The organism is Enterococcus sp. AZ196, assembly GCF_050498845.1.
In the GTDB taxonomy this organism is placed as follows: Bacteria; Bacillota; Bacilli; order Lactobacillales; family Enterococcaceae; genus Enterococcus_A; species Enterococcus_A murrayae.
Genome location: NZ_JBIPAM010000001.1, coordinates 3,567,270 through 3,592,071, shown reverse-complemented (window position 1 = coordinate 3,592,071; position 24,802 = coordinate 3,567,270). Strand labels below are relative to the sequence as shown.

General features: G+C 35.8%; 24 protein-coding genes, 1 tRNA gene, 1 pseudogene and 1 other annotated feature. Of the genes and pseudogenes, 10 read left to right on the top strand and 16 right to left on the bottom strand.

Annotated elements, in window-relative coordinates; translation table 11 throughout:
- The first annotated feature begins 7 nt into the window (after positions 1 to 7).
- A complete protein-coding gene (gene istB, locus IGI67_RS17270; RefSeq protein ID WP_429956808.1) occupies positions 8 to 802 on the top strand; it encodes an IS21-like element helper ATPase IstB in 795 nt (264 codons plus the stop codon).
- 989 nt (positions 803 to 1,791) lie between these two features.
- Here istB and IGI67_RS17265 read toward each other — a convergent pair.
- Positions 1,792 to 2,343, bottom strand: coding sequence for a DNA-3-methyladenine glycosylase I (locus tag IGI67_RS17265; RefSeq protein ID WP_429958070.1), 552 nt, complete (start codon positions 2,341 to 2,343; stop codon positions 1,792 to 1,794).
- Positions 2,344 to 2,417: 74 nt separating this feature from the next.
- Between IGI67_RS17265 and IGI67_RS17260 the strand changes: the two genes are divergently transcribed.
- Positions 2,418 to 2,660: a hypothetical protein gene (locus IGI67_RS17260; RefSeq protein WP_429958071.1), complete on the top strand. Its 243-nt coding sequence runs from the start codon at positions 2,418 to 2,420 to the stop codon at positions 2,658 to 2,660.
- Between the two features lie 1,312 nt (positions 2,661 to 3,972).
- Here IGI67_RS17260 and IGI67_RS17255 read toward each other — a convergent pair.
- The gene (locus IGI67_RS17255) at positions 3,973 to 4,245 is read right to left on the bottom strand and encodes a hypothetical protein (RefSeq protein ID WP_429958535.1); all 273 of its coding nucleotides are present in this window, start codon (positions 4,243 to 4,245) and stop codon (positions 3,973 to 3,975) included.
- 787 nt (positions 4,246 to 5,032) lie between these two features.
- On the opposite strand from IGI67_RS17255, the pseudogene IGI67_RS17250 reads away from it, so the two are divergent.
- Positions 5,033 to 5,188, top strand: a pseudogene (locus tag IGI67_RS17250) (helix-turn-helix transcriptional regulator); the annotation flags it as partial.
- Between the two features lie 72 nt (positions 5,189 to 5,260).
- Positions 5,261 to 5,599, top strand: coding sequence for a hypothetical protein (locus IGI67_RS17245; protein ID WP_429958534.1), 339 nt, complete (start codon positions 5,261 to 5,263; stop codon positions 5,597 to 5,599).
- A 1,344-nt stretch (positions 5,600 to 6,943) separates the two neighbouring features.
- Here the strand turns inward: IGI67_RS17245 and IGI67_RS17240 are convergent.
- The gene (locus IGI67_RS17240) at positions 6,944 to 7,204 is read right to left on the bottom strand and encodes a DNA-binding protein (protein ID WP_429958100.1); all 261 of its coding nucleotides are present in this window, start codon (positions 7,202 to 7,204) and stop codon (positions 6,944 to 6,946) included.
- A 195-nt stretch (positions 7,205 to 7,399) separates the two neighbouring features.
- Between IGI67_RS17240 and IGI67_RS17235 the strand changes: the two genes are divergently transcribed.
- On the top strand, positions 7,400 to 7,921 hold the full coding sequence (locus tag IGI67_RS17235) for a helix-turn-helix domain-containing protein (protein WP_429958533.1): 522 nt from the start codon (positions 7,400 to 7,402) through the stop codon (positions 7,919 to 7,921).
- A gap of 39 nt (positions 7,922 to 7,960) precedes the next feature.
- Positions 7,961 to 9,133, top strand: a complete 1,173-nt coding sequence (locus IGI67_RS17230) for a tyrosine-type recombinase/integrase (protein ID WP_429958532.1) — start codon at positions 7,961 to 7,963, stop codon at positions 9,131 to 9,133.
- Positions 9,134 to 9,219: 86 nt separating this feature from the next.
- Here IGI67_RS17230 and rpmA read toward each other — a convergent pair whose 3' ends face one another.
- Genes rpmA through rplU form a run of 3 tightly spaced genes read right to left on the bottom strand, consistent with a single transcriptional unit; the run spans position 9,220 to position 10,202 of the window.
- On the bottom strand, positions 9,220 to 9,513 hold the full coding sequence (gene rpmA, locus IGI67_RS17225; protein WP_010745708.1) for a 50S ribosomal protein L27: 294 nt from the start codon (positions 9,511 to 9,513) through the stop codon (positions 9,220 to 9,222).
- Between the two features lie 12 nt (positions 9,514 to 9,525).
- Positions 9,526 to 9,876, bottom strand: coding sequence for a ribosomal-processing cysteine protease Prp (locus tag IGI67_RS17220; protein WP_429958531.1), 351 nt, complete (start codon positions 9,874 to 9,876; stop codon positions 9,526 to 9,528).
- A 17-nt stretch (positions 9,877 to 9,893) separates the two neighbouring features.
- The gene (gene rplU, locus IGI67_RS17215; protein WP_010740661.1) at positions 9,894 to 10,202 is read right to left on the bottom strand and encodes a 50S ribosomal protein L21; all 309 of its coding nucleotides are present in this window, start codon (positions 10,200 to 10,202) and stop codon (positions 9,894 to 9,896) included.
- 20 nt (positions 10,203 to 10,222) lie between these two features.
- Positions 10,223 to 10,294 (bottom strand) — a sequence feature (ribosomal protein L21 leader region).
- 110 nt (positions 10,295 to 10,404) lie between these two features.
- Between rplU and IGI67_RS17210 the strand changes: the two genes are divergently transcribed.
- The 4 genes from IGI67_RS17210 to IGI67_RS17195 all read left to right on the top strand — a co-directional run bounded on the left by IGI67_RS17210 (position 10,405) and on the right by IGI67_RS17195 (position 13,012).
- Entirely contained in the window at positions 10,405 to 11,052 is a 648-nt protein-coding gene (locus tag IGI67_RS17210) for a uracil-DNA glycosylase (protein ID WP_429958530.1), read from the top strand.
- Positions 11,052 to 11,723: an O-methyltransferase gene (locus tag IGI67_RS17205; protein ID WP_429958529.1), complete on the top strand. Its 672-nt coding sequence runs from the start codon at positions 11,052 to 11,054 to the stop codon at positions 11,721 to 11,723. Before IGI67_RS17210 ends, IGI67_RS17205 begins: the two co-directional genes overlap by 1 nt.
- 315 nt (positions 11,724 to 12,038) lie before the next feature.
- Positions 12,039 to 12,878: an alpha/beta hydrolase gene (locus IGI67_RS17200; RefSeq protein WP_429958528.1), complete on the top strand. Its 840-nt coding sequence runs from the start codon at positions 12,039 to 12,041 to the stop codon at positions 12,876 to 12,878.
- A gap of 60 nt (positions 12,879 to 12,938) precedes the next feature.
- Positions 12,939 to 13,012, top strand: a tRNA-Arg gene (locus tag IGI67_RS17195).
- Between the two features lie 159 nt (positions 13,013 to 13,171).
- Here IGI67_RS17195 and IGI67_RS17190 read toward each other — a convergent pair.
- The 10 genes from IGI67_RS17190 to cps2T form a co-directional block, all read right to left on the bottom strand.
- Positions 13,172 to 14,608, bottom strand: a complete 1,437-nt coding sequence (locus tag IGI67_RS17190; protein WP_429958527.1) for a site-specific integrase — start codon at positions 14,606 to 14,608, stop codon at positions 13,172 to 13,174.
- 15 nt (positions 14,609 to 14,623) lie between these two features.
- Complete coding sequence (locus IGI67_RS17185; RefSeq protein ID WP_429958664.1) at positions 14,624 to 14,797, bottom strand: helix-turn-helix domain-containing protein; 174 nt, start codon at positions 14,795 to 14,797, stop codon at positions 14,624 to 14,626.
- A 566-nt stretch (positions 14,798 to 15,363) separates the two neighbouring features.
- A complete protein-coding gene (locus IGI67_RS17180; protein WP_429958526.1) occupies positions 15,364 to 15,555 on the bottom strand; it encodes a helix-turn-helix domain-containing protein in 192 nt (63 codons plus the stop codon).
- Positions 15,556 to 15,600: 45 nt separating this feature from the next.
- Positions 15,601 to 15,978, bottom strand: coding sequence for a sigma-70 family RNA polymerase sigma factor (locus IGI67_RS17175; RefSeq protein WP_429958525.1), 378 nt, complete (start codon positions 15,976 to 15,978; stop codon positions 15,601 to 15,603).
- A 135-nt stretch (positions 15,979 to 16,113) separates the two neighbouring features.
- Entirely contained in the window at positions 16,114 to 17,562 is a 1,449-nt protein-coding gene (locus IGI67_RS17170) for a helix-turn-helix domain-containing protein (protein WP_429958524.1), read from the bottom strand.
- A 1,207-nt stretch (positions 17,563 to 18,769) separates the two neighbouring features.
- Positions 18,770 to 20,188, bottom strand: a complete 1,419-nt coding sequence (locus IGI67_RS17165; protein ID WP_429958523.1) for a lipopolysaccharide biosynthesis protein — start codon at positions 20,186 to 20,188, stop codon at positions 18,770 to 18,772.
- Between the two features lie 19 nt (positions 20,189 to 20,207).
- The gene (locus IGI67_RS17160; RefSeq protein ID WP_429958522.1) at positions 20,208 to 21,560 is read right to left on the bottom strand and encodes an O-antigen polymerase; all 1,353 of its coding nucleotides are present in this window, start codon (positions 21,558 to 21,560) and stop codon (positions 20,208 to 20,210) included.
- 24 nt (positions 21,561 to 21,584) lie between these two features.
- Complete coding sequence (locus IGI67_RS17155) at positions 21,585 to 22,475, bottom strand: glycosyltransferase (protein ID WP_429958521.1); 891 nt, start codon at positions 22,473 to 22,475, stop codon at positions 21,585 to 21,587.
- Positions 22,476 to 22,644: 169 nt separating this feature from the next.
- On the bottom strand, positions 22,645 to 23,469 hold the full coding sequence (locus tag IGI67_RS17150) for a LicD family protein (protein WP_429958520.1): 825 nt from the start codon (positions 23,467 to 23,469) through the stop codon (positions 22,645 to 22,647).
- A gap of 147 nt (positions 23,470 to 23,616) precedes the next feature.
- Positions 23,617 to 24,801, bottom strand: a complete 1,185-nt coding sequence (gene cps2T / locus IGI67_RS17145; RefSeq protein ID WP_429956385.1) for a beta 1-4 rhamnosyltransferase Cps2T — start codon at positions 24,799 to 24,801, stop codon at positions 23,617 to 23,619.
- Position 24,802 lies beyond the last annotated feature (1 nt).

Sequence of the window (24,802 nt, the reverse complement as noted above, 5' to 3'; positions counted from 1 at the left end):
AGGCACCATGTCACAATACCAAGAGTTACTAGATAATCTAACAACGTTAAAGCTAGATCAGATCAAAGAATATCTCCCTCATTTTTTAGAATCTGAAAAAACAAAAGAACTGTCCACAATCGATATTCTTTATTCATTAACGGAACGGGAATTAGCGTTTAGGAAACAACGGGCGGAAAAAATGAATATCAAAACGTCCCACTTCCCCTATGAAAAACGGATGTCCGATTTTGACTTTGACTATCAGCCGAGTGTAAACAAACGGCAACTGCTGGACTTATCCAGCCTGCATTTTATGGAACGGCAAGAGAACATTTTATTTATCGGCAGCAGCGGTGTTGGCAAAACACATTTAGCAACGGCGATAGGTATGGAAGCTTGTCGCCAACGAATCAGCACCTATTTTATTACGTGTAATGAGTTGATTCAGCGATTGACAAAAGCCTATCAAGAAAACCGGCATGAAGCATTAATAAAAAATTACTGCCGATATAAACTACTCATTATCGACGAAATTGGTTATTTACCGATTTCAGAGGTTGGTGCAAATCTTTTTTTCCAGTTAATCACCAGGAGATATGAAACGAAATCGACGATTATTACAACGAATATCCCATTATCAAAATGGGGAGCAGTATTCTCAGACCCAACATTAGCAAATGCCATATTGGACCGATTGGTCCATCACTCTCAACTAATCAAAATTACTGGGAGATCTTATCGCATGAAAGACTACTTGCTTGATAAGGATGTTCTTCAGGCACCTACAGATGAGAAAGGGAAGAAAATCGGTAAAAACTAGCATATTTTCACCGGCAAAAAATTACATTTGAAAATCGGGATTGACAGCACGTAAGATAGAAAATTAAAATAACTACAATGATACCTTGTATTTTTCAGCATTTTTTTCGAAAAGATCAAAAGAAAAATGCTGCAATCGAAAACGTGTTGAGACTTCAATAACTAAGTCATTTTTTTTGATGAACAACTTTATATATTTTAGAGAAACAGTTGCTGATTGGGATTGTTTGAGAAATTTTATTTTGAGATTCAGGATTAAAATAAGATAAACTACTACAAATACATAACAACGAATGCCTAAAAGGTAAATTTCAATTTGTTACAATGGGAGTCTTGCAGAAAAAATCATAGAGGATCTTAATTGTACTTGTACGACTGAAGGAATTAAAACATTTAATAAAGATACGCGTACATGGACGATTACACCAGTGAGTGAAATCAAGTTTGTTCCTGCAGCAATTGAGTTTGAGAAATGAGATTTAAATAATTCCACAAACTAAGGTTTGCTATCGTAACATCCACGCTAAGGCATAAACTACTCCATAGTATGGGGCTATAAAGTAAAAAAGTCTCAAAACTGAGACTTAAATGAAAAATAATTTATGAGGATTTTCGTTTTGCAGCAACTCGACATGAAATATAGTAAAAAAGCATTGCAAACGCACCTGTTGCCCCTACAAGAAAGTACCAATTGGAAGTATATAAAGAAAGACAGAAAAAGAATGATAAGATAGTTGCTGTAATAATAATGCCCAAATTAGCTTGTTTTAGATTCAAAAAATCACCACCTATTCATAGTGTTAAGTATAGTGATTTGTACGGGAGAATTCAATCAGAAAAAGCATATATTTTTGTTTATTTTGAAGAAAGCAAAAAGTTCAGTTATAGGAAGAAATCAAGTAGGAAAGCTCCATTAATTGGGGCTATCACAGACTTTTCGACAAAATGAAGACACTGCGACTTAACTTCACAGTGTCTAAAGAAGGACTTCTATTTTCTAAAGCAGTAGTCCATATGATCATTTACAAGTCCTATGGACTGCATGAATGCATAAACGGATGTTGTACCAAGAAATTTGAAACCTCTTTCTTTAAGCTCCTTGCTTATCTTATCAGACAATTCGGTGGAGGCAGGAACATCTTCAATGGTATCCCAATGGTTATTTATGGTTTTACCGGATACAAAATTCCAAATAAAAGAATCAAAACTGCCGAATTCTTCTTGAATTTTCAAGAAAGCTTTTGCGTTACTGATTGCTGATTTAACCTTTAACTTATTTCTAATTACACCTGGGTTATTTAAAAGCTCCTCAATTTTACTATCAGAGTATTTTGAAATTTGATTGTAGTCAAAATTATCATAAGCTTCTGTTAAAGTTGTTCGTTTAGCTAAAATTGTAGACCAACTTAGACCAGCTTGCATACTTTCTAAGATAAGAAATTCAAATAGTGTTTGATCATCATGAACAGGAATTCCCCATTCCGTATCATGATAGATTTTCTCCAACTCATTATTGTTTGCCCAATTACAACGCTTTTTCATAAACACACTCCTTTTAAATGGTATTATATCATACGGAAAAAGTATGCAAGCGGAGGGCATGAAGGAGGAATAATATGAAACATGTTTGGACATTTTCTTGTAGTCCAGATGATGAGGGCAATTTTCCAGAGCTGTATTCATCGTTTAAAAAAGCTTTGTATCGTTTCAATGATGAATACGAATTTGTGGTAGCTAGAGGAAAGATTATTGAGGTTAGTCGTAGTGATGGAAAGATTGCAGCAAGTTGGACTGAAGGTAAAGGTTCTACACAAGAAACACAATTTTCAATTCTACTAGAAAAAATTTCAGTCAGCTAACGACTTTTAATCATTAAAAAATTACCTCATAAGGATAGGAGGTAATTAAAGTAAGTGATAAGAAATTACTATCTTTGTAGAAGTACTTTTGATACAAAGATTGCTGCTAAGTATCCCAATATTAGCAGTGCAATCCATAGCCCGGCTTTTTTTACAAGGGAAGTTTTGTTTTTCATAATGTAACACCCTTTCGCTTGTTATTTAGTAAAAGTATACATTGACTAGCTGAAAATTGATAGATAGAAAGTTAAGCTAACGGAGGAATTGTGGGAAGAAATAAAGTAGGAAAAAGCTCCATTAGTTGGAGCATTAGCATACAAAAGAAAGAGTAGAATAGCAGTGATTTTATCAAACATAACCTTGAGAAAGATACAGTTACGGCTGTCATATTAAATAGCCTATCATTACGAAACATAACAAGTATTTCTCGTTTTGCTTTGTGATCTGATATGCCATGCCAGCCAATAAGGAAAATAGCATGCAGGATATGCCATTCCAAAGATCTATCCCATTTGAAATGAAATGAAACGCACCCCAGGTTAATGAGAGAACTAAACCACCAAAGGGAAAAAGTTTAGGGCAGGATAAGTTTGGTGATGAATCAATTGATTTTTGAGCATAAATAATAATCATTGATACTAAAGCAACTTCAAAAATATAGTAGATATATTGAGTGATAACAAGATATAAGTTCTCTTTGGTTCTTATTTCTCCAATAATCTTTAAAGTCCCCCAGTCAATATAAGTAATAACTTTACAGAAAAAAGAAGACAAATAAATATAAAAAAACCTAAATTAGTGACGTCTTCATTCTCTTTGGTTCTTATTTCGCTATCCAATTTGGATCTGTATCTGATTATGCCCATGATGGAAATCGCCCAAAGGAGTGAGGTAATAAGTGAATGAAGTCCTTTTTGAAAAATTGTGTAGTCACTGTAATAGTAGCCAAAAAGAAAAGGTTCAATTACTCCTAAAGAAAAAAGTTCTAGTGAAGCCAGAACTATGAAGCAGAAAATTGAAAGATAAAAATATTTTTTTTGAATTTTCAAAGGTTATCAACTCTTCCTATATATATTAATTTATAGTATCAAACCTGTTAGAAAGTGTAAAGAAAGCCTTTTTAGAGGGAAAACAGCACTATATATTTTAAAGCGTATTGCGCAAGTCGAGTATCAGAAGAAAATGAAAATTACCTCTGCTAACGGAGGAAACAAAGTAGAAAAAGTTCCAGAAGTTGGAGCAATAGAGTAGGTATTCAAGGAAGATGAGAAAAAATAGAAGCATAGCTATATCTAACTATGCTCCTTAATAGCTATTTAGATAATTTTTTTAATTCGTTTAGAGTGTCATCTAAATTGTTAGCATGCCAGTTCTCGGTTCCCCATGCGTTTTCAGCAGTTATAGCGCCGCTACTTCTAATGTTTGAAAGCTCCTTTTGTTGAGCAACCAAATTGATATCTCCATCATCACAAGAAATAGAAATTTTGTAATTGAATCCAAGTTCCTCAATAGCAACTTTTTCAATTGTTGAAAAATCTATTTTCAATGGCTCCGTGTTTTTCTTTATCTTTGTTGCTACGGCCATTCCACCAGTATTCAATTGAGCGAGGATAAGTTCATTTTTGCAAAGTTGTAAAACTTAGAATGGTTCAGTGGTAGATAAAAATGATAGAACCTTGGCACTCAAGTTGAGAGCGGTGAGCTGAACAATAATACCATTACCAGAAACTGGAGTAATTCAAGTGAAAAAACTCATAAAGATTGGCTATCAATGATGTTGATTAGTGTTCAAATGAGGTGGAACAAGGGCGACAGCATAATCTACAGCCAGTGAATCTAAATGTCTTGTTTATATTGAGATCGTATAAGGATCGGATTGCCAAATTACAATTACGGAATTTCCCTACATTTTTCCTTCGATCCTTGGAAGGTAGAGCGGGACATAATAGTGTGTGTACTTCATAATAGCCTCTGGAATTAGGTTTTTTGTCGCAAATATAGTAGCGCATTGTACGGTCTCCTAACTAATAGTGATACGAATTTAACAAATGAAGGCCAATTAACAGATAAATAAAAACCATTGGGCTGATTCCAACGATCTTCGAACTGATTGGAATACACTCTTTTGATGTATCAACTCATTTCTATACTATCAAATGTAAGAAGTAGTCACAACAACGATCGACAACGCATGGGAATGAAATTAGAATAAAAGTTGCGCAATAGGAGGAAATTAGATATATCAATCAAATTATAAAATAACACTTTTTACCTAAGAAGTTTCTCTTCAATTTGCCTCTCTAAGATATGTATAGTAGTTTAGAAACTAGTATTCTATGAAACATAGATAGGTATACTGCTGGTTTTATTGTATCCCAAAAAGTAGGAGGAGATTCAATAGGTCTATCGGGAAAAATATTTCATTACGAAGAAAAAAACAAAGTTGGACTCAAAAACAATTAGCTGAATCAATGAACGTATCAGATAAGACAACCTCAAGCTGGGAAAATGAACGCACTTATCCGGACGTTGGCTCATTGGTTCAACTTAGTGAATTGTTGAATCTTTCCTTAGATGAACTAATTAAGGAGGATATGAATATGGTTAATAGTATTGACGAAAATTTGGAAGAAGGAAGAAAGTGGAAAAAGTGGAGATGGATTATATTCGCAACTTCAATTCTAATTTCATTCTTTATTTTGATAAATATAGTTTGTTTTTTTTGGACTAATCATCGTCTATCTCAGTTAGATAATTATTCATGGTCTCAAGAAAATTTGCCAGAAAAATTTATTAATTTCCCATCTTTGTACGAAAAAAAGAATGATTTATATGTATTTCTTTCAAAATATCAAACTAAACATTCTATATCATATCTGCAATTTGACAACGCTGTCCGTCAAGTAACTGTGAGAAGAGAAGATGGTTACTCATTATGAATAAAAGAGAAAAATGAAGCAGTATTTTTTGATGGAAAGGGAAACTCATTAACCTTAGATTCAGAATTTAATCCTATTCAAGGAAAAGAAAAATCTAATGATATGAATAAAAATATGCAACAGGAATTTCTGAAGGAATATAAAAAAGATATTGTTACTTTTTATAGTGCAGGTATTTTAATGTTTGAAGATTGGAATTAACACTATGGATCTTCTTATAATTCCAATGTTATCCGGCCAATTATCGGAGGAGATAGCGGAGCTCTATGAACTGGGGCGATAGGAAAAAGTGCCGCACGAATAAAACTGTAGTGGCCAGGGAAGATATAATGTCAATTTTTAGTGATGAAGAAGCACAAGAAATAAAGAAAAGGCAAATAAGAGAGAATTTTGAAAGATATCGAAGTATTTATAAATAGGATACAAAAATACAAATTACAACCCAAGAGGTCGAACTGTTTTCTATGGTGTACGATTCTGAAATTGAAAAAAATATGAGTTTAAAGAAAAAATTGTTGGTAGAACATTTTCTGTTGTTCAAGATTTTGGATTTTTAATTAGGATAAAAGTATCCTTTGGATTCAATAGATAAATCATCGAAATTTCCTTCAGGAGACCTTTTCTGAAAAGCTTTTTTACGTTATGGTTATCAATGCTGAGTCTTTTGTATAGGTCATGTATAAGTTATCCGAGAGTAATTTAAAGATTTTTTTTACTTGACTAACCCTATATCCACTAAAATACTTATTCGCTTAGGTTTCTACTCCAATTTCTTTAGAAAGGTAAGCTATTTTTGGAATACCAACTTGATTATGAAATTTAGATGAGATGCAATTTTCTCTTATTAATTATATGCTAATAAAAAATTCCATAATTAGTTGACAAAATCGCACTTTTTCAATTTGAGTGTGCGCCTAAGAAAAAAGGCTTTACACCAACCTTTATTCCCTCTTTTTTCTTCGATTTTTGTCTTCACTACCCCCCTGTTAGAATACGGGGGTCATGGCTTGTCGAGCTGCCCTCGACAAGCCTATTTTTTTGCATTTGTTGCTTGAAACTGACCCAAAACCGTACTCTTTCTCAACGTTGTAACGTCTATGCTTGAGTCTTAGTCGAGGAGACCTCGACTGAGACTCTGCATTCACCGCTGGGCGCGTTAGCGCCCAGCTCTCACAAGGAGACCTTGTTCGCTCTGCACATGGATGAACAACTTTGGAAAGCGTTTCAACCCAGCAACAAATAAAAAAATAGTTTCGTTTGTGCTGCCAGATTAAACACGTGATTATTCAGTTGCCCACTCTAGCCATTTTTCGCTGCCCTTTTGTTCAATGCGCCCCACACAAATTATTTTTGATAGCCTAATAACCATTTTCGAACAGCGCTCTTGCTATAAAGAACCATTCCTGAGTCTAAACGAATTTCTGGACACCCGTGAATCACCCACTCTTTTAATGTGTTGACACTGACATCAAAATATTGTGCACAGTACTTCTGTTTCACTATGTCATGCTCCTCTCTTGCGTTTTCCAACGCTTCTTTGGTCAACGCATAAATACGACTGTAGGTCTCTTTCTCCCAGCTCAACAATGTCTCTTCGATCGTCATACAACCCCTCCATATTTAGTTTTCAAAGACCACTTAAATATTCATTATGTAAACTTTCTTAATTCCAACTCCATCCTATACCTGTTTTTATAATATGTCAATACACTTTTTATTTTTTATTATATAAACTTTTTAGTTTATTTATATTGAATTCACAGTTTATGAGAGTATACTAAAGCCAAAGAGGTGAAGAGTATGATTGAAAACTTTGGTGGAAATATTGCTAGATTAAGAAAAGAACAACATCTTTCCCAAGAAGAATTAGCGGATCGAATCGGTCTTCAGAAACAAACAATCTCCAATATTGAACGAGGAATACGCTACCCAACGTTTGAAACGTTAGAGAAATTAAGAAAGGTGTTGAATGCGGGACCAATAGAACTTTTTGGAACAGAAGAAGAAGTCGCATTAGAAGAGACTACAAAAGTCTTAGAGCGGATCGATGAAAATGAAGATAAGATTGAGCGAATGGTGAGATTTTCAAAAGCCTTCAACGAACAATATGTCCACGAAATCAATGAGGTCTACGAGAAGGCAGAAGCCATTCAACGATTATTTACAAAACAGCCAAAACTTGATGAAGAGGGCTTTCCGATTACAACAAAAGATGACGAAATCATTTGGGAACCCGCCTTCTTCGATACCCTTCCGTTTGATCAATTAGACGAGGTCATAAACAAAATAGACTATATAAAAAGGAATCAAGAATTACTGTAATTTTCTTTCTTATGTGCCCCACACATAAAGGAGAATAGAATGGGAACAATTAAACAATATACGAAAAAGAATGGTTCAACAGCTTGGCAGTTTCAAACATATTTAGGAATTAACCCTAGCACGGGAAAACCAATTAAAACGACACGGAGAAATTTTAGAACAAAGAAGGAAGCTCAGAAAGAGCTTTATAAATTGAAGGCGAATTTTGAAGAACATGGGTTGGAAAAGGCGAAAAACGTCACCTTTGAAGAAGTATTTGATCTCTGGTTTCAGAGTTACGAGAAGACGGTGAAGGAATCAACAAGTATTGCAACTAATCGATATTTCCAAATCCATGTGTTACCAATTTTGGGAAACAAACGTATTTCAAAAATTGATATCAAATTAGCTCAAGAATCCGTTAACAAGTGGGCAGATGCTCTTCAAGTTTATAAGGTAATTCATCAATATGTAATCAAAGTTTTTGAATTTGCTATTAATTTGGAATTAGTCTCTATTAATCCATTTCTGACTGTGATGCGTCCAAAAGTGAAAAGAAAAAGAAAAGAGAAAGAAATAAAGTTTTATACGACGGATCAAGTTAAACAGGTTCTCAATTATCTTTCAACAAAAAAAGAGGACATTAAAAGTGAGAACTTACTGTATCGATATTTTGCTGAATGGGACTACGCAATGTACAGAACTTTGGCTTTTACAGGAATTAGAGGCGGAGAAGCTTTAGCGCTCTCATATGACGATTTAGATTCAAACAACGGGTTTCTTAGAATAACCAAAAGCCTCTCTCAAACAAAAACAGGTTTCATCGTATCTACACCTAAAACACGAACCTCGACAAGAATAATCTCAGTTGATGATAAAACGATACGAATAATAAATCATTGGCGAAGCCAACAGAACATATTTCACCATAACAATGGAACAAAAACTACAAAAATAATATTCTGTGACTTACAAGGAAATTATTCTAATAGACAAGCACTTTATATGCGGTCATCAAGAATATCTAAATTTGTCGGACTCCCAAATATTGGTACCCATGGCTGGAGGCATACACATGCTTCAATGTTATACGAAGCCGGCATCCCAATGAAGGAAGCACAGGTTCGCTTAGGGCATGCATCATTAGAGATTACAAGTTCAATCTATACGCATCTAAGTGAAAAGAAGAAAAATGAAACAGCTGATAGATTAGCAAAATTCGCAAATTTTTGATGGCATTCAAAATGGCATTCAAATTTTATTTAAGAAAAACAAAAAAGCTCTACCCCTTATATACCAAGGGATAGAGCATATATTTCTTAAGCTTCTTGAGCGACTGGGTATACAGACACTTGTTTTTTGTCGCGACCTTTACGTTCAAAACGTACCACGCCGTCAACTTTAGCAAACAATGTGTCATCGCCACCGATACCTACGTTTACACCAGGGAAAATTTTAGTACCACGTTGGCGATAAAGAATTGATCCACCAGTAACAGTTTGACCATCAGCACGTTTAGCACCTAAACGTTTTGATTCTGAGTCACGTCCGTTAGAAGTCGAACCGCCACCTTTTTTATGGGCGAATAATTGTAAGTTCATATTCAATAACATGAGCTGCACCTCCTATGATTTAGATTCTGTTTGGATCTCGATGAAATCCAAATACTCAGTTTCGATTGATTGCAAGCCTAATAATAGATGCTCTAACAAAATCTGCGAGATATTCATCTGCTCTTGGGTCATCGAATCATCTTCCTTCAACGCCACATGAAGATAACCACCTTCAGCATCATTAGTTTCGATATTCGGAATGACACCTGCTAGTGCATCCAGACTATTTACAGTACTGATGGCTAAGGCAGAGACAGCTGCGCAGACGATATCACTACCGTAAGGACCCGCTTCTGCATGACCGGTCAGTGTAAATTCGCTGATTAGTCCTGCTTGATTTCGATTGAATGTACCTTTGATCAACTTAGGCACCTTCTTTTTTATGCTTTGATTGAGTCAATGACAACTTTAGTGTAAGGTTGACGATGACCTTGTTTACGGTGAGAATGTTTTTTAGGTTTGTATTTGAAAGTAACGACTTTCTTTTGTTTGCCGTGTTTTTCTACAGTTCCTTCAACAGTTGCACCTTCAACGATAGGAGCTCCTACTTTCGTAGATTCGCCTCCTACTAAAACAACTTGGTCGAAGACAACTTTTTCGCCAGCTTCAACGTCTAATTTTTCAATGTAGACTGCTTGACCTTCTTCAACTTTGATTTGTTTACCGCCAGTTTTGATGATTGCGTACATGCTTGTGGCACCTCCTTATATAATATACTTAGACTCGCCATCCCAAGTGACCGAAGTTCTTAATAACTTGTTCTGTGCGGTTGTAGCTGTGGGTTCCACAATTACAACATTCATAGTTTACTAAAAAAGATAGATCAAGTCAATGATTATTTATTGACGCAGCGCTGGCTTTTTTCTACTATAATAAGGCGAGGTGGTAACGATGGATTATCCAACAGAATTAGTTGATCTGGTAACAGAACGTTCAAAGGGGTTTCAGCTAGAAGGGTTTATCGCCGGTCAAGGGCCGATTCGACCAAAGCTGATGCTGGTCGGTGAAGCACCCGGTCGGAATGAAGTAGAGAATCATATCCCCTTTTCTGGTGCAGCTGGAAAAGAACTGATCCAAGCGATGGCATCAATTGGACTCACGCGAGAAAATACTTATATTACTAGCGCGGTTAGAAGCCGTCCATATAAAGTGGTGGAACGAGTAAACAAACGAACACAAGAAATTGAGACCGTTTATCCGAATCGGACACCTACTAAAAAAGAAGTTTTGGCTCACGCGCCAATCTTAGATTACGAACTGACTATGGTTCAACCATCCATCGTCGCAACATTAGGCAACATCGGATTACAACGACTACTGGGACCGAATTGGCAGATCAGTGAAAGCCACGGTAGTATCTATCATGGACCTGTTTTAGAGCTTAGTGAAACACAAAATCATTATCAACTATCTAGAAAAGAATACACAGTCGTCCCGCTTTTTCATCCGGCAGCAATTTTTTATAATCGTTCTCTGAGTGAAAAAATTCATGATGACTGGCTGATATTAGGTAAATTATTAGAGAAAGAGGAAGTATAATGCGTAATGAAATGATGTATCGCCCAATTATTAATGAAGATATTCTGAACTATCTACGGACCGAACAAAAACAATTAACTGGTTCTTTAGGTGAATTAGAAGAATTGGCCCATGAAAATGGTGTACCGGTGATTCCTCATGAGACAGTCGTCTTTTTACAGTTCTTATTGAAACAAAAGCAGCCGAAGAATATTTTAGAGATTGGTACAGCGATCGGCTTTTCCGCCAGCTTAATGGCAGAATCTCTAAGTAAAGAAACTCAGATTACTACAATCGACCGCTTTCCTGTGATGATCGAAAAAGCGAAGGCGAATTTTGCTAAATTAGGTTTAGATGACCAGGTCACCTTATTAGAAGGGGATGCTGCGGATCTGCTGAAAACCCTAGAAGGACCATTCGATTTTATTTTTATGGATAGTGCAAAATCAAAATATATTACCTTCTTGCCGGAGTGTTTACGTCTATTATCAGATGACGGCATTTTGATGGTGGACGATATTTTCCAAGCTGGAACGGTTTTGCAGCCGATTGAGGAAATCCCTCGCAAAAATCGGGCGATCCATCGCAAATTAAATGAATTTTTAGAAGTAGTGACAAAATCACCAGACCTTTCTTCTACTTTGCTTCCTTTGGGCGATGGCGTAGCATTAATCTCGAAAAATAAAATTTGAAAAGCGGAATGAACTCGCTCAGCTTTGCCAGTTCCACTTCACTCTTTAGCGTTATTAGCGGAATGGTATGCGCAACGACAATCAGATTCATTTCTCACGAGTTTTTTGAAAAATGATTTCCTTACTAGGAGTTAGCTGAATAATAAGACTAAAATTTTGAGAAATGGCTCCTCATATTTAACAAAAAAAAGCTAGTTCGTGCATCTAGACACTGAATATAAGGCGGAAATTTGAAACCTTTTTGAATTTCCGCCTTTTTGCTTGCGCCTGAGAAAAATTGGCGTACACTAGGAAACTGAAATGGGGGAGTTTCCTGTGAAGTACAAAAAAATGGAAAGTAGCTTATTAATTATATTCGTATGCATCCTTGCTATACTCTTATTCGCGGTGAAAGGACACGTCCATGCATCCAAAAATCCAACTGATCCTTTACCGATCTCTGCACCAGTCATCATGGTTCCAGGCACGAATGGTAACGTTGATCGTTTCGACAGCCTTGTTGATTCCCTAAAGCAAACAGAAAAGAATGTCGATGAAGTCAAAATCACGGTTCATAAGGATGATTCGATCACCTCATCAGGCCACTTTACCAAACAAACAAAACGACCTATCATCGCTGTTGCTTTCGAAGATGGTTCAGACCCAGCACTTCCTAAGCAATCTCGATGGTTTCAAAAAGCTTTGGAATATGCTGAAAAATATTATACCTTTAATACCTATGATTATTTAGGTTATTCCAATGGAGGCTTAATTATCACCGGTTACCTGGAAAACGAACAGAAAAGCAATGACCCCTCGCTCTATCATTTGATTACACTAGGGACTCCATACAACGATACTTCGTGGGATTACAATGAGAATAGTTCAACCTTCAAAAAACCAAAAGCCGAAAGTCCCTTATTGAAGTACTATTTGAAAAATAAAAACAATATCCCAAAAAACATTACGGTCTATAACATCGCTGGGAATGCCGATCATCAAAACTCTGACAACACAGTCCCATTGACGAGCGTACTTTGCGGACGTCTGATTTACAATGATAGTGAAAAATATAAAGAAATTATTGTAGACGAACAAGCTGACCACGGTTCATTGATTGAAAACCCAAAAACATTGAAGTTAATCAAAGAATATCTTTTTGAATCAGTAAAATAACGAATTAGCATTGACAATCAAGGGTAGTTTTTCTATAATAGCAATTGTTGCAAAACTACTGTCACAGTAGCTCAGCTGGATAGAGCATCCGCCTTCTAAGCGGACGGTCGGGGGTTCGAATCCCTCCTGTGATGTCACTGCGTAGAAATGTCTTCACACCAACTTAAATCATCTGTTAGTAAACCTAAAATTTGCTAACAGATTTTTTATTTTGCTTAAATATTTTTTCATCATTCCCTTTTTGCTAACATGTTAGCAAAAAAAATAATTGATTTAAAGATTCCCACGTGACTCTATTCCTTTTCTAACAAGTTTTTTAATCCATCAGCACTGTTAATAGATAACAGTTTATTTGCTAACTCTTTAGGTAACGATTGAATCATTTGTAATAACTCCATCTCCCTATCTTGATCTTGTAATAAATCTTCTCCATAAAAATCTTGATTCAGTTTCTCCGCATTGTTCTTTCTGTCCGCATCCACTATATGAGAGTAAACCTCAGTAACCATGTCCGCCTTTGAATGCCCTGTATCCCCCTGAACACTTTTGATATCTCCATTTGTCATTTTCAGCTTATACATCGTACTTAAATGTCTTAAACTATGGAAATCTACCTTTGGGAGATCAAACTTCTCACACAGCTTTCTAAAACGTTTTCCAATTACTTTGTTTTCAACAGGCTTCCCATCTTCATACGAAATAACCAAATTGTAGTCAACATATTCCTTACCAAAAAAATCTTTTAATTTTTCTTGATTTCTTTTATGATCTACTAACATCTCAGCAACTGTCTTTGGAATCCATACTGTACGACGACTAGATTCAGTTTTCGGAGTCATCAACACGAGGCTTGTTGTATTCTTTTTACTAGATGGGAATATTTTAATGACATCTTTATCTCTTAACGCGTTGACTGCTTCCTTTGAAACTCTCAATAATTGTTTTTCCACCACTAAACGAGAATTTCCAGTTGTAATTGATAAATCATCAATTACAAGATTATCCCAGGTTAATCCTAAAACTTCTCCGATTCTTAATGAACAAGCGAACGCTAAATGCATGCATAGATTTAACAACTCATCATCAACATTATCCAACGCAAATCTAAATGTCTCCAATTCCCAAACCTTTCTCTCATTCTTTTTGACTTTCGGCAGAACAGCTCTTGAAGCGGGATTGGTTGAGGTTGTAGGTAGGTACTCCCAAGCAATAGCCTGATTAAGCGCTGACCTAATCAAATCATGAATCTTTTTAACATTGTTTGGGGTTAACAGTTTATTATTAGTCCGACGACTTCCTGCAGCCTCTTTAACACTAAGTAAATCATGATAATATTTTGAAAGAAAGCGAGCAGTTAATTGGTCTAAGTTTATCTTACCAATTAAGGGGTTAATGTAATTTTTTATTAAGGACTTTTTATTTCTGAAGGTGGTGACCGACCAATTCGCCTGACCATAGATCTCTACATATATTTTTAAAAATTCTTCGACCGTTACTGAATCAGAATTTGTCTTTACTTGTTCTTGTAGAATTTCCTTCTCTACTATTTTCCTTTCTATTGGAACAATTACTGGACCATTTTCACTTTGATAAAATTCAATAAATTTTTTTCTCTTTTTCGCAGCAGCCTTAGTATCAAAAGACTCCCATTTTTGCTTATTTTTATTGCTCTCATCAATATATCGATACGCAACTGCAAACTTCTTATTTCTTGAAACCACTGATGCCATAATTATCTCTCCTAATTATTGTCCAGCATCACTGTTTAGCCAGCTGTCAAACGACCGTTTCGATATTCGTATAATCCTGCCTACTCGAACATACGAAAAGTAATTCTCATCCAAGAGTAAATATGCACTTTTAGTACTTATCTCGAGTATGTCAGCAATTTCCTTTACAGTATAAGTTTCTTTACCCATATCTGTATTCAAAATCACTACCTCCTTAAAAACGATTTGCATCTTAGCTTCATTTATTATGAATCATGAAGTCTATATCGTTGTTTTACACTTCTCTCCTTCCAAAATAGAGGCATCCTAATTATACACCTCATAACAAGAATCATTCTCTATTATTGATATTAATTACAATATTTTTTCTACTATACGCAAAAGGAAACTGTTTTAAGATAAGCAACAAATTTTAACCAGGTGATACTAGAAAACTGCTATTTTAAATTATCACATATAATTTTACCCACCAGCTGCTTTTGTCAAAAGCACCATAGGAATTTCACCTCTCCTCAGTTTACGAGGAGCCTTACGGAAGTATCATTATTATGACTATAAATCTTGGCTGCCAATTGACATATTTAGCTTTGTTCCAAATTTTTATCGCTCAATAAACAATTTTCATCGCGAATTTGAAAACTTGCTCCTTATAGTCAAGTTATTACTGATAGGTATTATTCTATTTTCAAGGATCAAGGTTCTTTCTAAATATAAAGAACAATTCATCTATCAAAAAAAGCAACAAAAACAAAAATTTAATTCATCATTTTATATTTTTTCAGTCCTATGTATAATCTAAATAGACACTCCTGATAACAATCCTCTTCAAAATAACCTCTTCTACTAGAATTATGCCGTAATGTCCGATCAAATCGTTTGGTAATCACTCTAAAAGCCTCATCATCACCTCTTTTAACACGTAAAACTAAGGAATATAAATCTCTCATTTGTCTTCCCTCCGATTCGTAGGACTTAAAACTAAAAATCATCAACTACAATCTTCGCAATTTATTCAACAAAAGATTCTTTCGGCGATTGACTGCTTGCCTTGAAATGTGAAGCTTCTCTGCAATATCATTATCCGTCATCTTTAATTCATATTTCATCCACAATAGTTTCCACTCTTTATCTGTTAGATTATCTAGTCCATAACCAATAACTTCGCTCTCGAAAAGGGTTTCCAGTTTATCTCCCCTTGACAACTGTCCATTTGTCAAAATTAGTGTCATTGCCTCGGGTTCTGCTAAAAATTCTCGATTCAAACGATTCTTTTCTTTGTTATAATAATTAGTTGCCGTATTCCTAATAATCTTATTAATAAATGTAACTAATTGTGCTTCCATTACAGAATGAGAAGGACTTTTTTTCATGGTGTTTCAGTCTTCTTTCATCTTTGTTTTTATAGTTAGTAGAATAATTTGGTAGAGTTATTTTAAAACATATCTCAAAATTTTAAACGCTATCCTATGTGCATGTACAGTGAATATCATGTCACTATTGAATATTTATGGATTACTCAGTTCCTCTCTAATCCATTCTTTTAACGCTTTCCAATCATTTGGCGTTGATGGATTACTCCAAATAAGCAATCGCTCTTCATTCCTTGACTTTGTCAGATAATCTGTAACTAAAATATTTGCCTTCTCTTTAGAATTCTCCACAATAGTGATTGGTATATCTAAACTACGTTGAATCCATTTTTTTATATATTCCTGATACGAGGGTCCCATGCTGAAATCTAAACGAATAGACACTTCATATCTCAAACCACTTTCCAAAAGTATTCTCTCCAAAGAAATCGTAAGGTCTCTCATCAACAAATGATTCTTTAGTAAACTCTGGTACACCTCACCTTTTTCTTGAATATACGAGTGCATAAATGCATGACAAATTTTAAGATGGAGAGAATCACCCTCTGACACATCCATTTCTCTTAAGTAGAAAAGAGAATCCACGCGCTTACTTGCACTCAAAAATACCATTTTGAACATATTGCGGAAACCAAAATCTATCAGTTCTAGAGTCTGTTTATTTGATCTATCAATCCGATACTGTTCGAGATATTTCAGAAGTCCTTCTGCAGCATTATTTATTTTTTGCGTAGTTTCCTGTCTATATATAGTATTCGCATAAGGGATTATTTTTTCAATTTCTAGAAATGATTTTATTAACTGCCACTCTAAATTTGCTCGTTCATTTGAAAGTTTGAACCTCTTTTGAATAAACTGAATAGTTTGCGTGAACCTCCTCTCAGATGGAAAGTATTTATTCTTCTCATGCAAAAAATATTGATGATTGATTCGAAGTACTGTGATCATTAAATAGGTAAGGAGCTTGTTTTTGTCCGCTTCACTTAGTTCAAAAGAACACAATTCTTCTTTCAAAAGTTGATTGAATATTTGTTGCGCCTCATTTTCTATATATGATTCAAACGGAATCTCGAGATTTTTAAATATTGTATAATAAATAGAATATAACAATTGACGAATTACATATTCTTCTCCAATCAATTGATTCTTTTTTCCAATTGACAATCCATAATCCGATAAAAAGTCTTTCAGATTATCCTTCATATTATAAGCATTAGACTCCCCAACAAACGCAATATCCTGATAGTTCGAGATAGCTACATAACTCTTCGTTACGATCATATGCAAAAGTTGAAAAATTCGCGATTTCTTTCCGTACTTCAACAGCAATCTATTTATTATGTCGCCAGAGCTACCAGAAATTTTATATTGATTAAATGCGTACTCTAGTAGACAATGCATGGGAGTTTCTGCTATCTGCTGAATATCAGCGATCAAAGCATCGCAGCGAGTTTTCACTATATGTTCGCTCAGATTTAGTGCGTCTTGGATTTCTTTGGATGATCTCGACTGTTTGGGACTAGATAGTATATAATGACAAATTTGAAGCTGTTGATCATTACTTTCACTTAACAATTTTTTCATAATAATCCCTCACTATTCTAACAAGAATGAAGTATCTACTTTCTTTCAATAAAAGGGGAAACACATAATCTAACACGTTTTGGTTATCTCTATCGTATATAATAAATAAATCATCAAAATTGGATTATTGTTTTTTCACAAGTACAAGTAAAAAAAATGGAAAAGAGCATTCAAACAAGCGCTATGTAAAGCACAATAAAGTCTTCAGCCATTCATAATGATAAGGAATTTTGCTACGTCCCTAACTTATAATTTTTGCATTCAAACCAACCCTGAAACACTAAACTGTCCATCAGGCCCATACAGATATTAACAAGATAAGATGATAATCGACTGCTTTTACTATCTTATCTCTAATCCGATTGATCTCTTCTTTCGATACTTGCCGATACAATATTCCTCATTGTGTAAATAGTTCATCTTTCAGCTCAAATTCAATATGAGTGAAAGCTGTTTGGTAGTCTCGCGCTAGTATTTTCATTTCATCAAACGTAAATCTGTCTTCAAGTTCGCTCCAAGTTAAATTGAGTGTTTTGCGAACGGGTGACCCTTCTCCACTTAGCGTTTTCTTTGCTACTCCTATGAGGAGGCACTACTGCCGCTGTTGCCAACCATATTTCCCATTGGGATCGACATAACTCATCCAAAAATGCTTCAATGCCCTATCTCCAGTTAACTTCTTGACCCTCTCTTAGAAAAGTTTTGCCACCCTGCATAAAATCAAGTGAATTAGTCACTTCAATCCCGACAAAGGCATAACATAATTGATTTTATCTTTTGTTGAATGACCTATGATTTCTGCATAAGTATCTCGTGGTCGACTCACCAATAAACTCTGCTTCTTCTTTGGATTCATTGCAGTGGCATCATTGCATCTGATAGGCCTTTTCTACGCGTCTCAAATCCACTGTATCAATACCTATTAATAAAACAGTGAATGAGAGAAACATTCCTTGTGATTAGCCCTTTCCGATCCGTCGAATCCTTCTTCGGCTAAACCAATCTATATGTTTGATCTGTCGTCAATTTTGCCTCGCGATAGGTTTTTGTCCCCATACCTACAATTGCGAATACGACAATCCCCCTCCCAACAAAACAAAAAATGGCCTCTTCAAATGATTCTTGCGCTTCCCACTATAAGAATAATGCTCCATTTTTATCCTTTCTCTTAGCCCCTTTACTCATATTCATGGTCTATTTATTTGCATTACGCTTTTGAAAGTCTCACTAATCGTTTCAAGTTACTTAAAAATGAAGAACGATCATAGAGTACATACAACAAAAAACAACTGCTATAACAAATAAAACTTGTCAGTTCTCGTAGCCAACTATTTCCAAAAATGAAAATAATGGTCAAGGTCAGTTCGATCACTAATGGTTTTATTATCTTCAACTTTATCGCTCTGGCTAAAAGAATCTCTCCAATCACACAACGAATCGCTGAACTAAGAACAATTATCCCGACTGCTCCTAATAGACTCTCCAAATAAAAAATCGCGGTGAATGATCCAACAACTGAAAATAATAATGCTGCCACATTGGCGGAGAGAATCAGTTTCTCTTTTCTGATCGTTTTTAAATACGTTGTTACAAGAAGAGACATTCTGCCTTCAAAAAGAATCATCGGAAATAAAATGCCCATAAACAGAAAACTTTGTTTGTATGCTGGCAACCAACTTTCTAGAATCAACTTCAACGGATAATATACAAGTAGAAGACTATAAGAAATTGGCACAAACACTGCCCGAAGGGTCTGATAAAGCGCGCTTAATTTTTGAGGATTCGTTCGTCTCAACAACGGAAACAACACCACTCCTACTGCATTGATAAAGGTCATAAATAGGTTTGAAATTCCTAAAGTCAGAGACAGCTTTCCAAAGGTCTCAACAGTCCAATGTAGTTCAATCAGAACTCTAGAAACCCCAATAATCAACATGCCCACGATATTACTAATCATGAGATTGCTACCAACTTTGACATTGTGGAAAATTTCTTGTCGAAGGGATGAAACGCTTAAAGGTTTAGAGGAAAAGAGATCTTTCAGTTTGAGGAATCCCCAAATCGTCACAAGAAGACGCGCCAGAACATCAAGTTGAATCAGTAAGAGATAATTTCTCCCGCCATAAAAGAGATAGACACTTAAAAAAACTAAGTAAACATACCGGTCATTTCTTGATACCTGGGCATATTCTTTGATTCGATTCGTGGATTGCAGGATGTAAAGAATGAACGTCGTACAGTTTCTAATGATTGAAACAAGTGCTGTAAATAATAGAATAGGAACCTTAGGTTCTGAAATTGGCAATAAACAAACAAACAGACTGAACACCAGTGATAAACCACATTCAAATATAAAGAAGTACCAAAACTGGCTCCCTAATGTTGATTTATCCAATTCCTCGTACTTTTTCCCACCAATCTTCAAGTAGATGCCGTCTAACCAACCGAGATGAAAAAAGCCCACATAGGAAGAATAGAAAACATAGAGTTGCCAATAACTATAATCCTCTACCCCAATAAATTTGGGGACAAATAGGTTTAATAAAACTGAGATTGTTAAAACAAGAACGTTCGCTGTGACAGTATAATGAATATTCTTTAGTAGATTCTTCGCTTTCGTATTCAAAGGTACCCTCACTTTTCCATCATTTTAGAATAGACGATTCCTTCTCAAGAGGGTCAAAATAGCCTATTTGAGGTCTCCATCTTTTCAAAGAAAAACCAAATAAGAAAAAATAGACCAGCTTGATAAGAAGTAACGTCATCACTGTTCCTAGTGAAATCAAACCGATTGCGTAATTTTCAATAGAGGCAAGGACAATCCAGTAAAAAAGATAACTATAACAGATCATCGAGTAATTGGTCCTTGGACCAAGTGTTTTTTTCTTGAAAGAGGAGTACCATAAGGAGAATAGAAGGATCACGAAAAATACCATCAGACACATTCCAAGTAAACCAAAGTCATGATACGGCCGACGAAAAAAAGTGTAAATATTCCCTTGTGTGATCCCCAACTGGCGCATTTCAAGATGCACACTTCGTGTGTAATGAGTCACACCTAAACGATGAAGAAATGAGTAGACTGCAGGAAAGGTCTCTGCGCCAAAATGTTTTTCCACAACTAAAGGACGTTCAGTTAAGTACTGATTAAAGTGCTGAATCGAACCTCCGACATAAGTTGAAATATATTGAAAAAAGGTACGTGTCGTTTCCCGACCAATGACATTCGCCGCAACATAAAAAAGACCCAGTGTAATTGGTAGAATCACCACAATCTTTTTCATATATCGAAAGGAAAGTTTCTTTGTGGACCAGCCAGAACGATAGTGCAACAGAATATAACTAATCACGACAGAAAAGGCTACCCATCGTAATAACTCTTGTCTTCCAGAGCCCATCAAGACTCGAATCGCAAACAAAACAATGGGGAAAAGATAAAAATAATACGATCTCAGCTTGATTTTTTTGGACAAGGTATTTTGAATAAACACAAAGGTAAATACATAACCTATGGCATCAGAAGTTTTTACAAACAAACTCACGAACCCACTGATGGATGCCTCGGCTGTATAAGAAGTCGCATTCCTAAAATGCCACAAAAGATTTGCGCCTTCAACATACCCGCTAACAACTGCTAGACGTTTGATCTCCTTATAATACAAAAAAAGAGCCGCTAGTTGAACGAGCAAAATGACAAAAACCTTCCATTTTTCAATCACTAATACCTGTAACTCCTGTGAATGCCCAATAGATCGCGAATGAAAAAGGTAGACCAAATAATCCGCCACGATTGCAAGTAAGAAACCAGTTACCATAATCGCAAGCGTTTTTGGTAGATAATCAATTCGCCAATTGAAGACATTTAATAAGGCAAAAAAAGTGCTTAGGGCAAAGACAGACAGAAAAACGACCGAAGGTCTAAACAGATCATACCCCATAAGATAAAATGCCAAGAAAATCAAAAGAATCTCAATAATAAATAGAACAAAAATCAACACATTCTTCCTCCAATTTTCCAATGATCATTCAGAAAAGATTTCCTCTGCCCCATCTTTTTCCATCAATGTATGGAATGCTGACAACGATTCTCGGATCGTTGTATTCATAAACACTGTTCTCTGAATATCCGATTGAAAAGTTTGATTTGTAGCAACGTTGTGATGATGCAAAACCTGTAGTCGAGGTGTATACATCGTTTTAAACTTCTTTTTTTGACACTCATAGTCAAGAATTTCTGTCTCATAATACATAAATGTCTCATTGAAAAAAGCGTAATCCCGTTGTTGAATAAAGGGTTCTGAAAAAATCAAACAAGACCCATGCAACGGGACATCGTAATAAGTATTTCGATGATCAATAAGATTTCTCTTGATTCGCCGATGGTACACAAAACGTTTTAATGCTTTTACTCGCTTGATTCGGCACTTAATTCTCGTTAGCCTTTTTTGTGAACATTTCTTTTCATACTGCTTCAAAAGCCGATGGACTTCCTCCTGTGTGTAATGCGTCAATCGCTTCGGACTTTGATGGATATTCAAAGATGTCGCATAGACATCCGGACCCAAAACCGCATACTTCTCCGCTTTATAGAGTTCTTTGGCTGTAATAATAAAATCCTGCTGAGCAATTTGGATATCATTATTCATGATCACAATACTTTCTGGTTGATAATTTTTTTTTGCATATAGGTAACCAGCATTATTTCCCTTCGCAAATCCAACGTTTTCTGGCAAGACGATCACATCAATGTTGGGCACTTCAGAATAGATCTGTTCTAACTCTTTTCCAGAACCATTTGGTGACGCATTATCTACGATAATGATTCGCTTTTCTCCTATCAATTGCAGAATACTATTCACGCATAAAATCGTTTCTTCTTTAACCAGATAATGCAACACGACAAAACAAAACATGGGATCCCTCCAAAAAATTATTCATGTAGATTTGTTCTTCTTCCGTTGACTAGACAGTCAATAGAAATCTAAGTATATAACACTATGCGTATTCAAAAGAAGATTCTACAGCTAAAAATAGTTAGCCCCTTCTCATTCATTGGCACATGCCGTTTACTCTCTTGACAGTCTACTTAATATGCTTTTTCTCTTCTTGTTGCGTGATACTCGGAGTATATGTTAGATAGTTATCCCCATATAATTGCTTCAAATAGTCATTGTAATTCACTGGAACAAGAAATCGATGATTTTCAAAAGCGAGTTCTTCCCCATTCCCCCACCACTCTCGAGGAAGGATCTCTTTTTTGTACAATGAACCAGTAATTGTGCCTATATCCTTTGACTGTTCAAGTGGATATTTAGTGTATAAACGATCCAATCGTTCATAGATAGACACCTGTGAATACAAGCGATGGATCCGAATTTGTTTTAAAAAGGACAAGACCTTCTTCTTTGTTGAATCATGCATGCTCACCGTATCTTCGATACCCATTGTCCATACCCCTGCAAGCGCGCGATACACATAGATCCGTGTATAATAGAAAGTTTTTAACATAAATGAATTCGGACTACCATCAATGGGAAGAATATCGATCATACTTAATCCCAAATGATTGTTTTTCGGTAGGCCCTCCTTCTTTCGGATGCCCTCTTTTAACAATACCCTTGGGAAATAGCAATGAATCTCTGGATTGTATTTATAGCTAACCACCTCAAATTTTTCTGACCACTCATTCGCAGCCGTCAACTCAATGAATCGATCATAATCTTTCCTAAAAATGGCAATATCTGCGTCGTCATCCCACGGGACAAAACCACTGTATTTTACTGCCCCCATAACACTGCCGCCACGTAAAAAAAAATCCATACCATGCATTTGGCAAAATGCTCGTAATTCTATTAATGCTTCCAATTCCAACATTTGGAGTCTTCGTAACTGACTCTCCTCTTCCATTCACTCGCTCCTCTTGACTTACTATTAGACAATGTATACTGCTTTATCGTTCATTGTTTCCTTTGGAAACCCCTCGTCTGCTAGTACCTTCTTGTTAATAATTTTTGATTCTACTATCCTTTATATGTTCAAAATCAGTTTCATAGATCAAAATTTCATTAATAGATCTTCATAAGAAGCAACGATTGTTTCCCATGAGAACTCTGTGTCAATATGTTCAGGTTTCTTCAATCCTTTAAGGGTCATCAGCTCTTCTAATGGTGAGTCTAATCCTGTAATCATTTGATGTAAGGTGCCATTCTTTTTCCAATACACAGCGGAATTTCTCCCAACTTCTCGATTGAAGCCAACATCTAACAACAGATTCAATTTTGTTAACGCCATCGCTTCTAAGAGGGACGGATTAGTTCCTCCTACTTCATGACCATGGATATAAGCAAAAGCATGCTCTCGAATGTATTTTAGTAGCTCTTGATTATAGACTGTGCCCACAAATTTGATTCGCGGATCGGAATCAAACGCTGTCTCCTTTCGTAGCTTGGTGTAATAACCATGCTGCTCATTATTCGTAATCAAGACCAGATCCTTTGTTGTTTCAGACTTCATGAATTCACGAATCACGGTTTCGTAATTATTTTCTGGGACAAATCGACCAACAACTAAATAATATTCCCGTAGGGATACGTCATTTTCTTGATACCATTCACGAACTTCTGAGTCACTTTCGTCCAATTCAGATTTCTCTAAATCAGTTCCATAAGCTAGATAAGTCGTCTCTGGTTCGTAAGAACGATACGTCTCTTGAATATAGTTCTCGATTGTTTGACTGTCACAGATCAGTAAATCGGCATGTTTCACCATTAGTCGTTCAGAATACTTCCAGTACCTTCGAACAGGATACGCCCACTTTGCTCGTAACCATTCATGTCCATCTGGATTGACAAACAAGCGACCGCCCAGAGCTTCAATGCGCTTTTTCATGCGACCTATAAAAGGACCGATTCGACAAGCTAAAACATAGAATATGGGGTGCTTGTCTCGGTTCACTTTTGCTAACTGTATAGCAAAATTCAGCGCTAAGACATCGTAATAGATTGCCCTGGCAGGACCAATTTTGGGCACATCAATGTTAAAGCACTTCGCGTGATTATACTCAAAGTGCTTTTGATTAATATCTGATTTTTCTGAATTTTCAGTCATGCACGCAACATGATATTGTATCCTTTTGTCTACTTGATGACTTGTCAGCTGCTCCACAAATGTTTCAAATCCTCCATAATGGGCAGGAATTCCCTTTGATCCTATGATATAAACGTGTTGCTTTTCTTCCATT

Bases quoted from the DNA above. Each gene is read 5' to 3' on its own strand.
- IGI67_RS17260 (WP_429958071.1), top strand. From the start codon at position 2,418: ATGAAACATGTTTGGACATTTTCTTGTAGTCCAGATGATGAGGGCAAT.
- IGI67_RS17245 (WP_429958534.1), top strand. From the start codon at position 5,261: ATGGTTAATAGTATTGACGAAAATTTGGAAGAAGGAAGAAAGTGGAAA.
- IGI67_RS17235 (WP_429958533.1), top strand. From the start codon at position 7,400: ATGATTGAAAACTTTGGTGGAAATATTGCTAGATTAAGAAAAGAACAA.
- IGI67_RS17150 (WP_429958520.1), bottom strand. From the start codon at position 23,469: ATGGAAGAGGAGAGTCAGTTACGAAGACTCCAAATGTTGGAATTGGAA.
- IGI67_RS17155 (WP_429958521.1), bottom strand. From the start codon at position 22,475: ATGTTTTGTTTTGTCGTGTTGCATTATCTGGTTAAAGAAGAAACGATT.
- rplU (WP_010740661.1), bottom strand. From the start codon at position 10,202: ATGTACGCAATCATCAAAACTGGCGGTAAACAAATCAAAGTTGAAGAA.
- istB (WP_429956808.1), top strand. From the start codon at position 8: ATGTCACAATACCAAGAGTTACTAGATAATCTAACAACGTTAAAGCTA.
- IGI67_RS17230 (WP_429958532.1), top strand. From the start codon at position 7,961: ATGGGAACAATTAAACAATATACGAAAAAGAATGGTTCAACAGCTTGG.
- IGI67_RS17190 (WP_429958527.1), bottom strand. From the start codon at position 14,608: ATGGCATCAGTGGTTTCAAGAAATAAGAAGTTTGCAGTTGCGTATCGA.
- IGI67_RS17240 (WP_429958100.1), bottom strand. From the start codon at position 7,204: ATGACGATCGAAGAGACATTGTTGAGCTGGGAGAAAGAGACCTACAGT.
- IGI67_RS17205 (WP_429958529.1), top strand. From the start codon at position 11,052: ATGCGTAATGAAATGATGTATCGCCCAATTATTAATGAAGATATTCTG.
- IGI67_RS17265 (WP_429958070.1), bottom strand. From the start codon at position 2,343: ATGAAAAAGCGTTGTAATTGGGCAAACAATAATGAGTTGGAGAAAATC.
- IGI67_RS17170 (WP_429958524.1), bottom strand. From the start codon at position 17,562: ATGAAAAAATTGTTAAGTGAAAGTAATGATCAACAGCTTCAAATTTGT.
- rpmA (WP_010745708.1), bottom strand. From the start codon at position 9,513: ATGTTATTGAATATGAACTTACAATTATTCGCCCATAAAAAAGGTGGC.
- IGI67_RS17185 (WP_429958664.1), bottom strand. From the start codon at position 14,797: ATGGGTAAAGAAACTTATACTGTAAAGGAAATTGCTGACATACTCGAG.
- IGI67_RS17255 (WP_429958535.1), bottom strand. From the start codon at position 4,245: ATGGCCGTAGCAACAAAGATAAAGAAAAACACGGAGCCATTGAAAATA.
- IGI67_RS17175 (WP_429958525.1), bottom strand. From the start codon at position 15,978: ATGAAAAAAAGTCCTTCTCATTCTGTAATGGAAGCACAATTAGTTACA.
- IGI67_RS17210 (WP_429958530.1), top strand. From the start codon at position 10,405: ATGGATTATCCAACAGAATTAGTTGATCTGGTAACAGAACGTTCAAAG.
- IGI67_RS17180 (WP_429958526.1), bottom strand. From the start codon at position 15,555: ATGAGAGATTTATATTCCTTAGTTTTACGTGTTAAAAGAGGTGATGAT.
- cps2T (WP_429956385.1), bottom strand. From the start codon at position 24,801: ATGGAAGAAAAGCAACACGTTTATATCATAGGATCAAAGGGAATTCCT.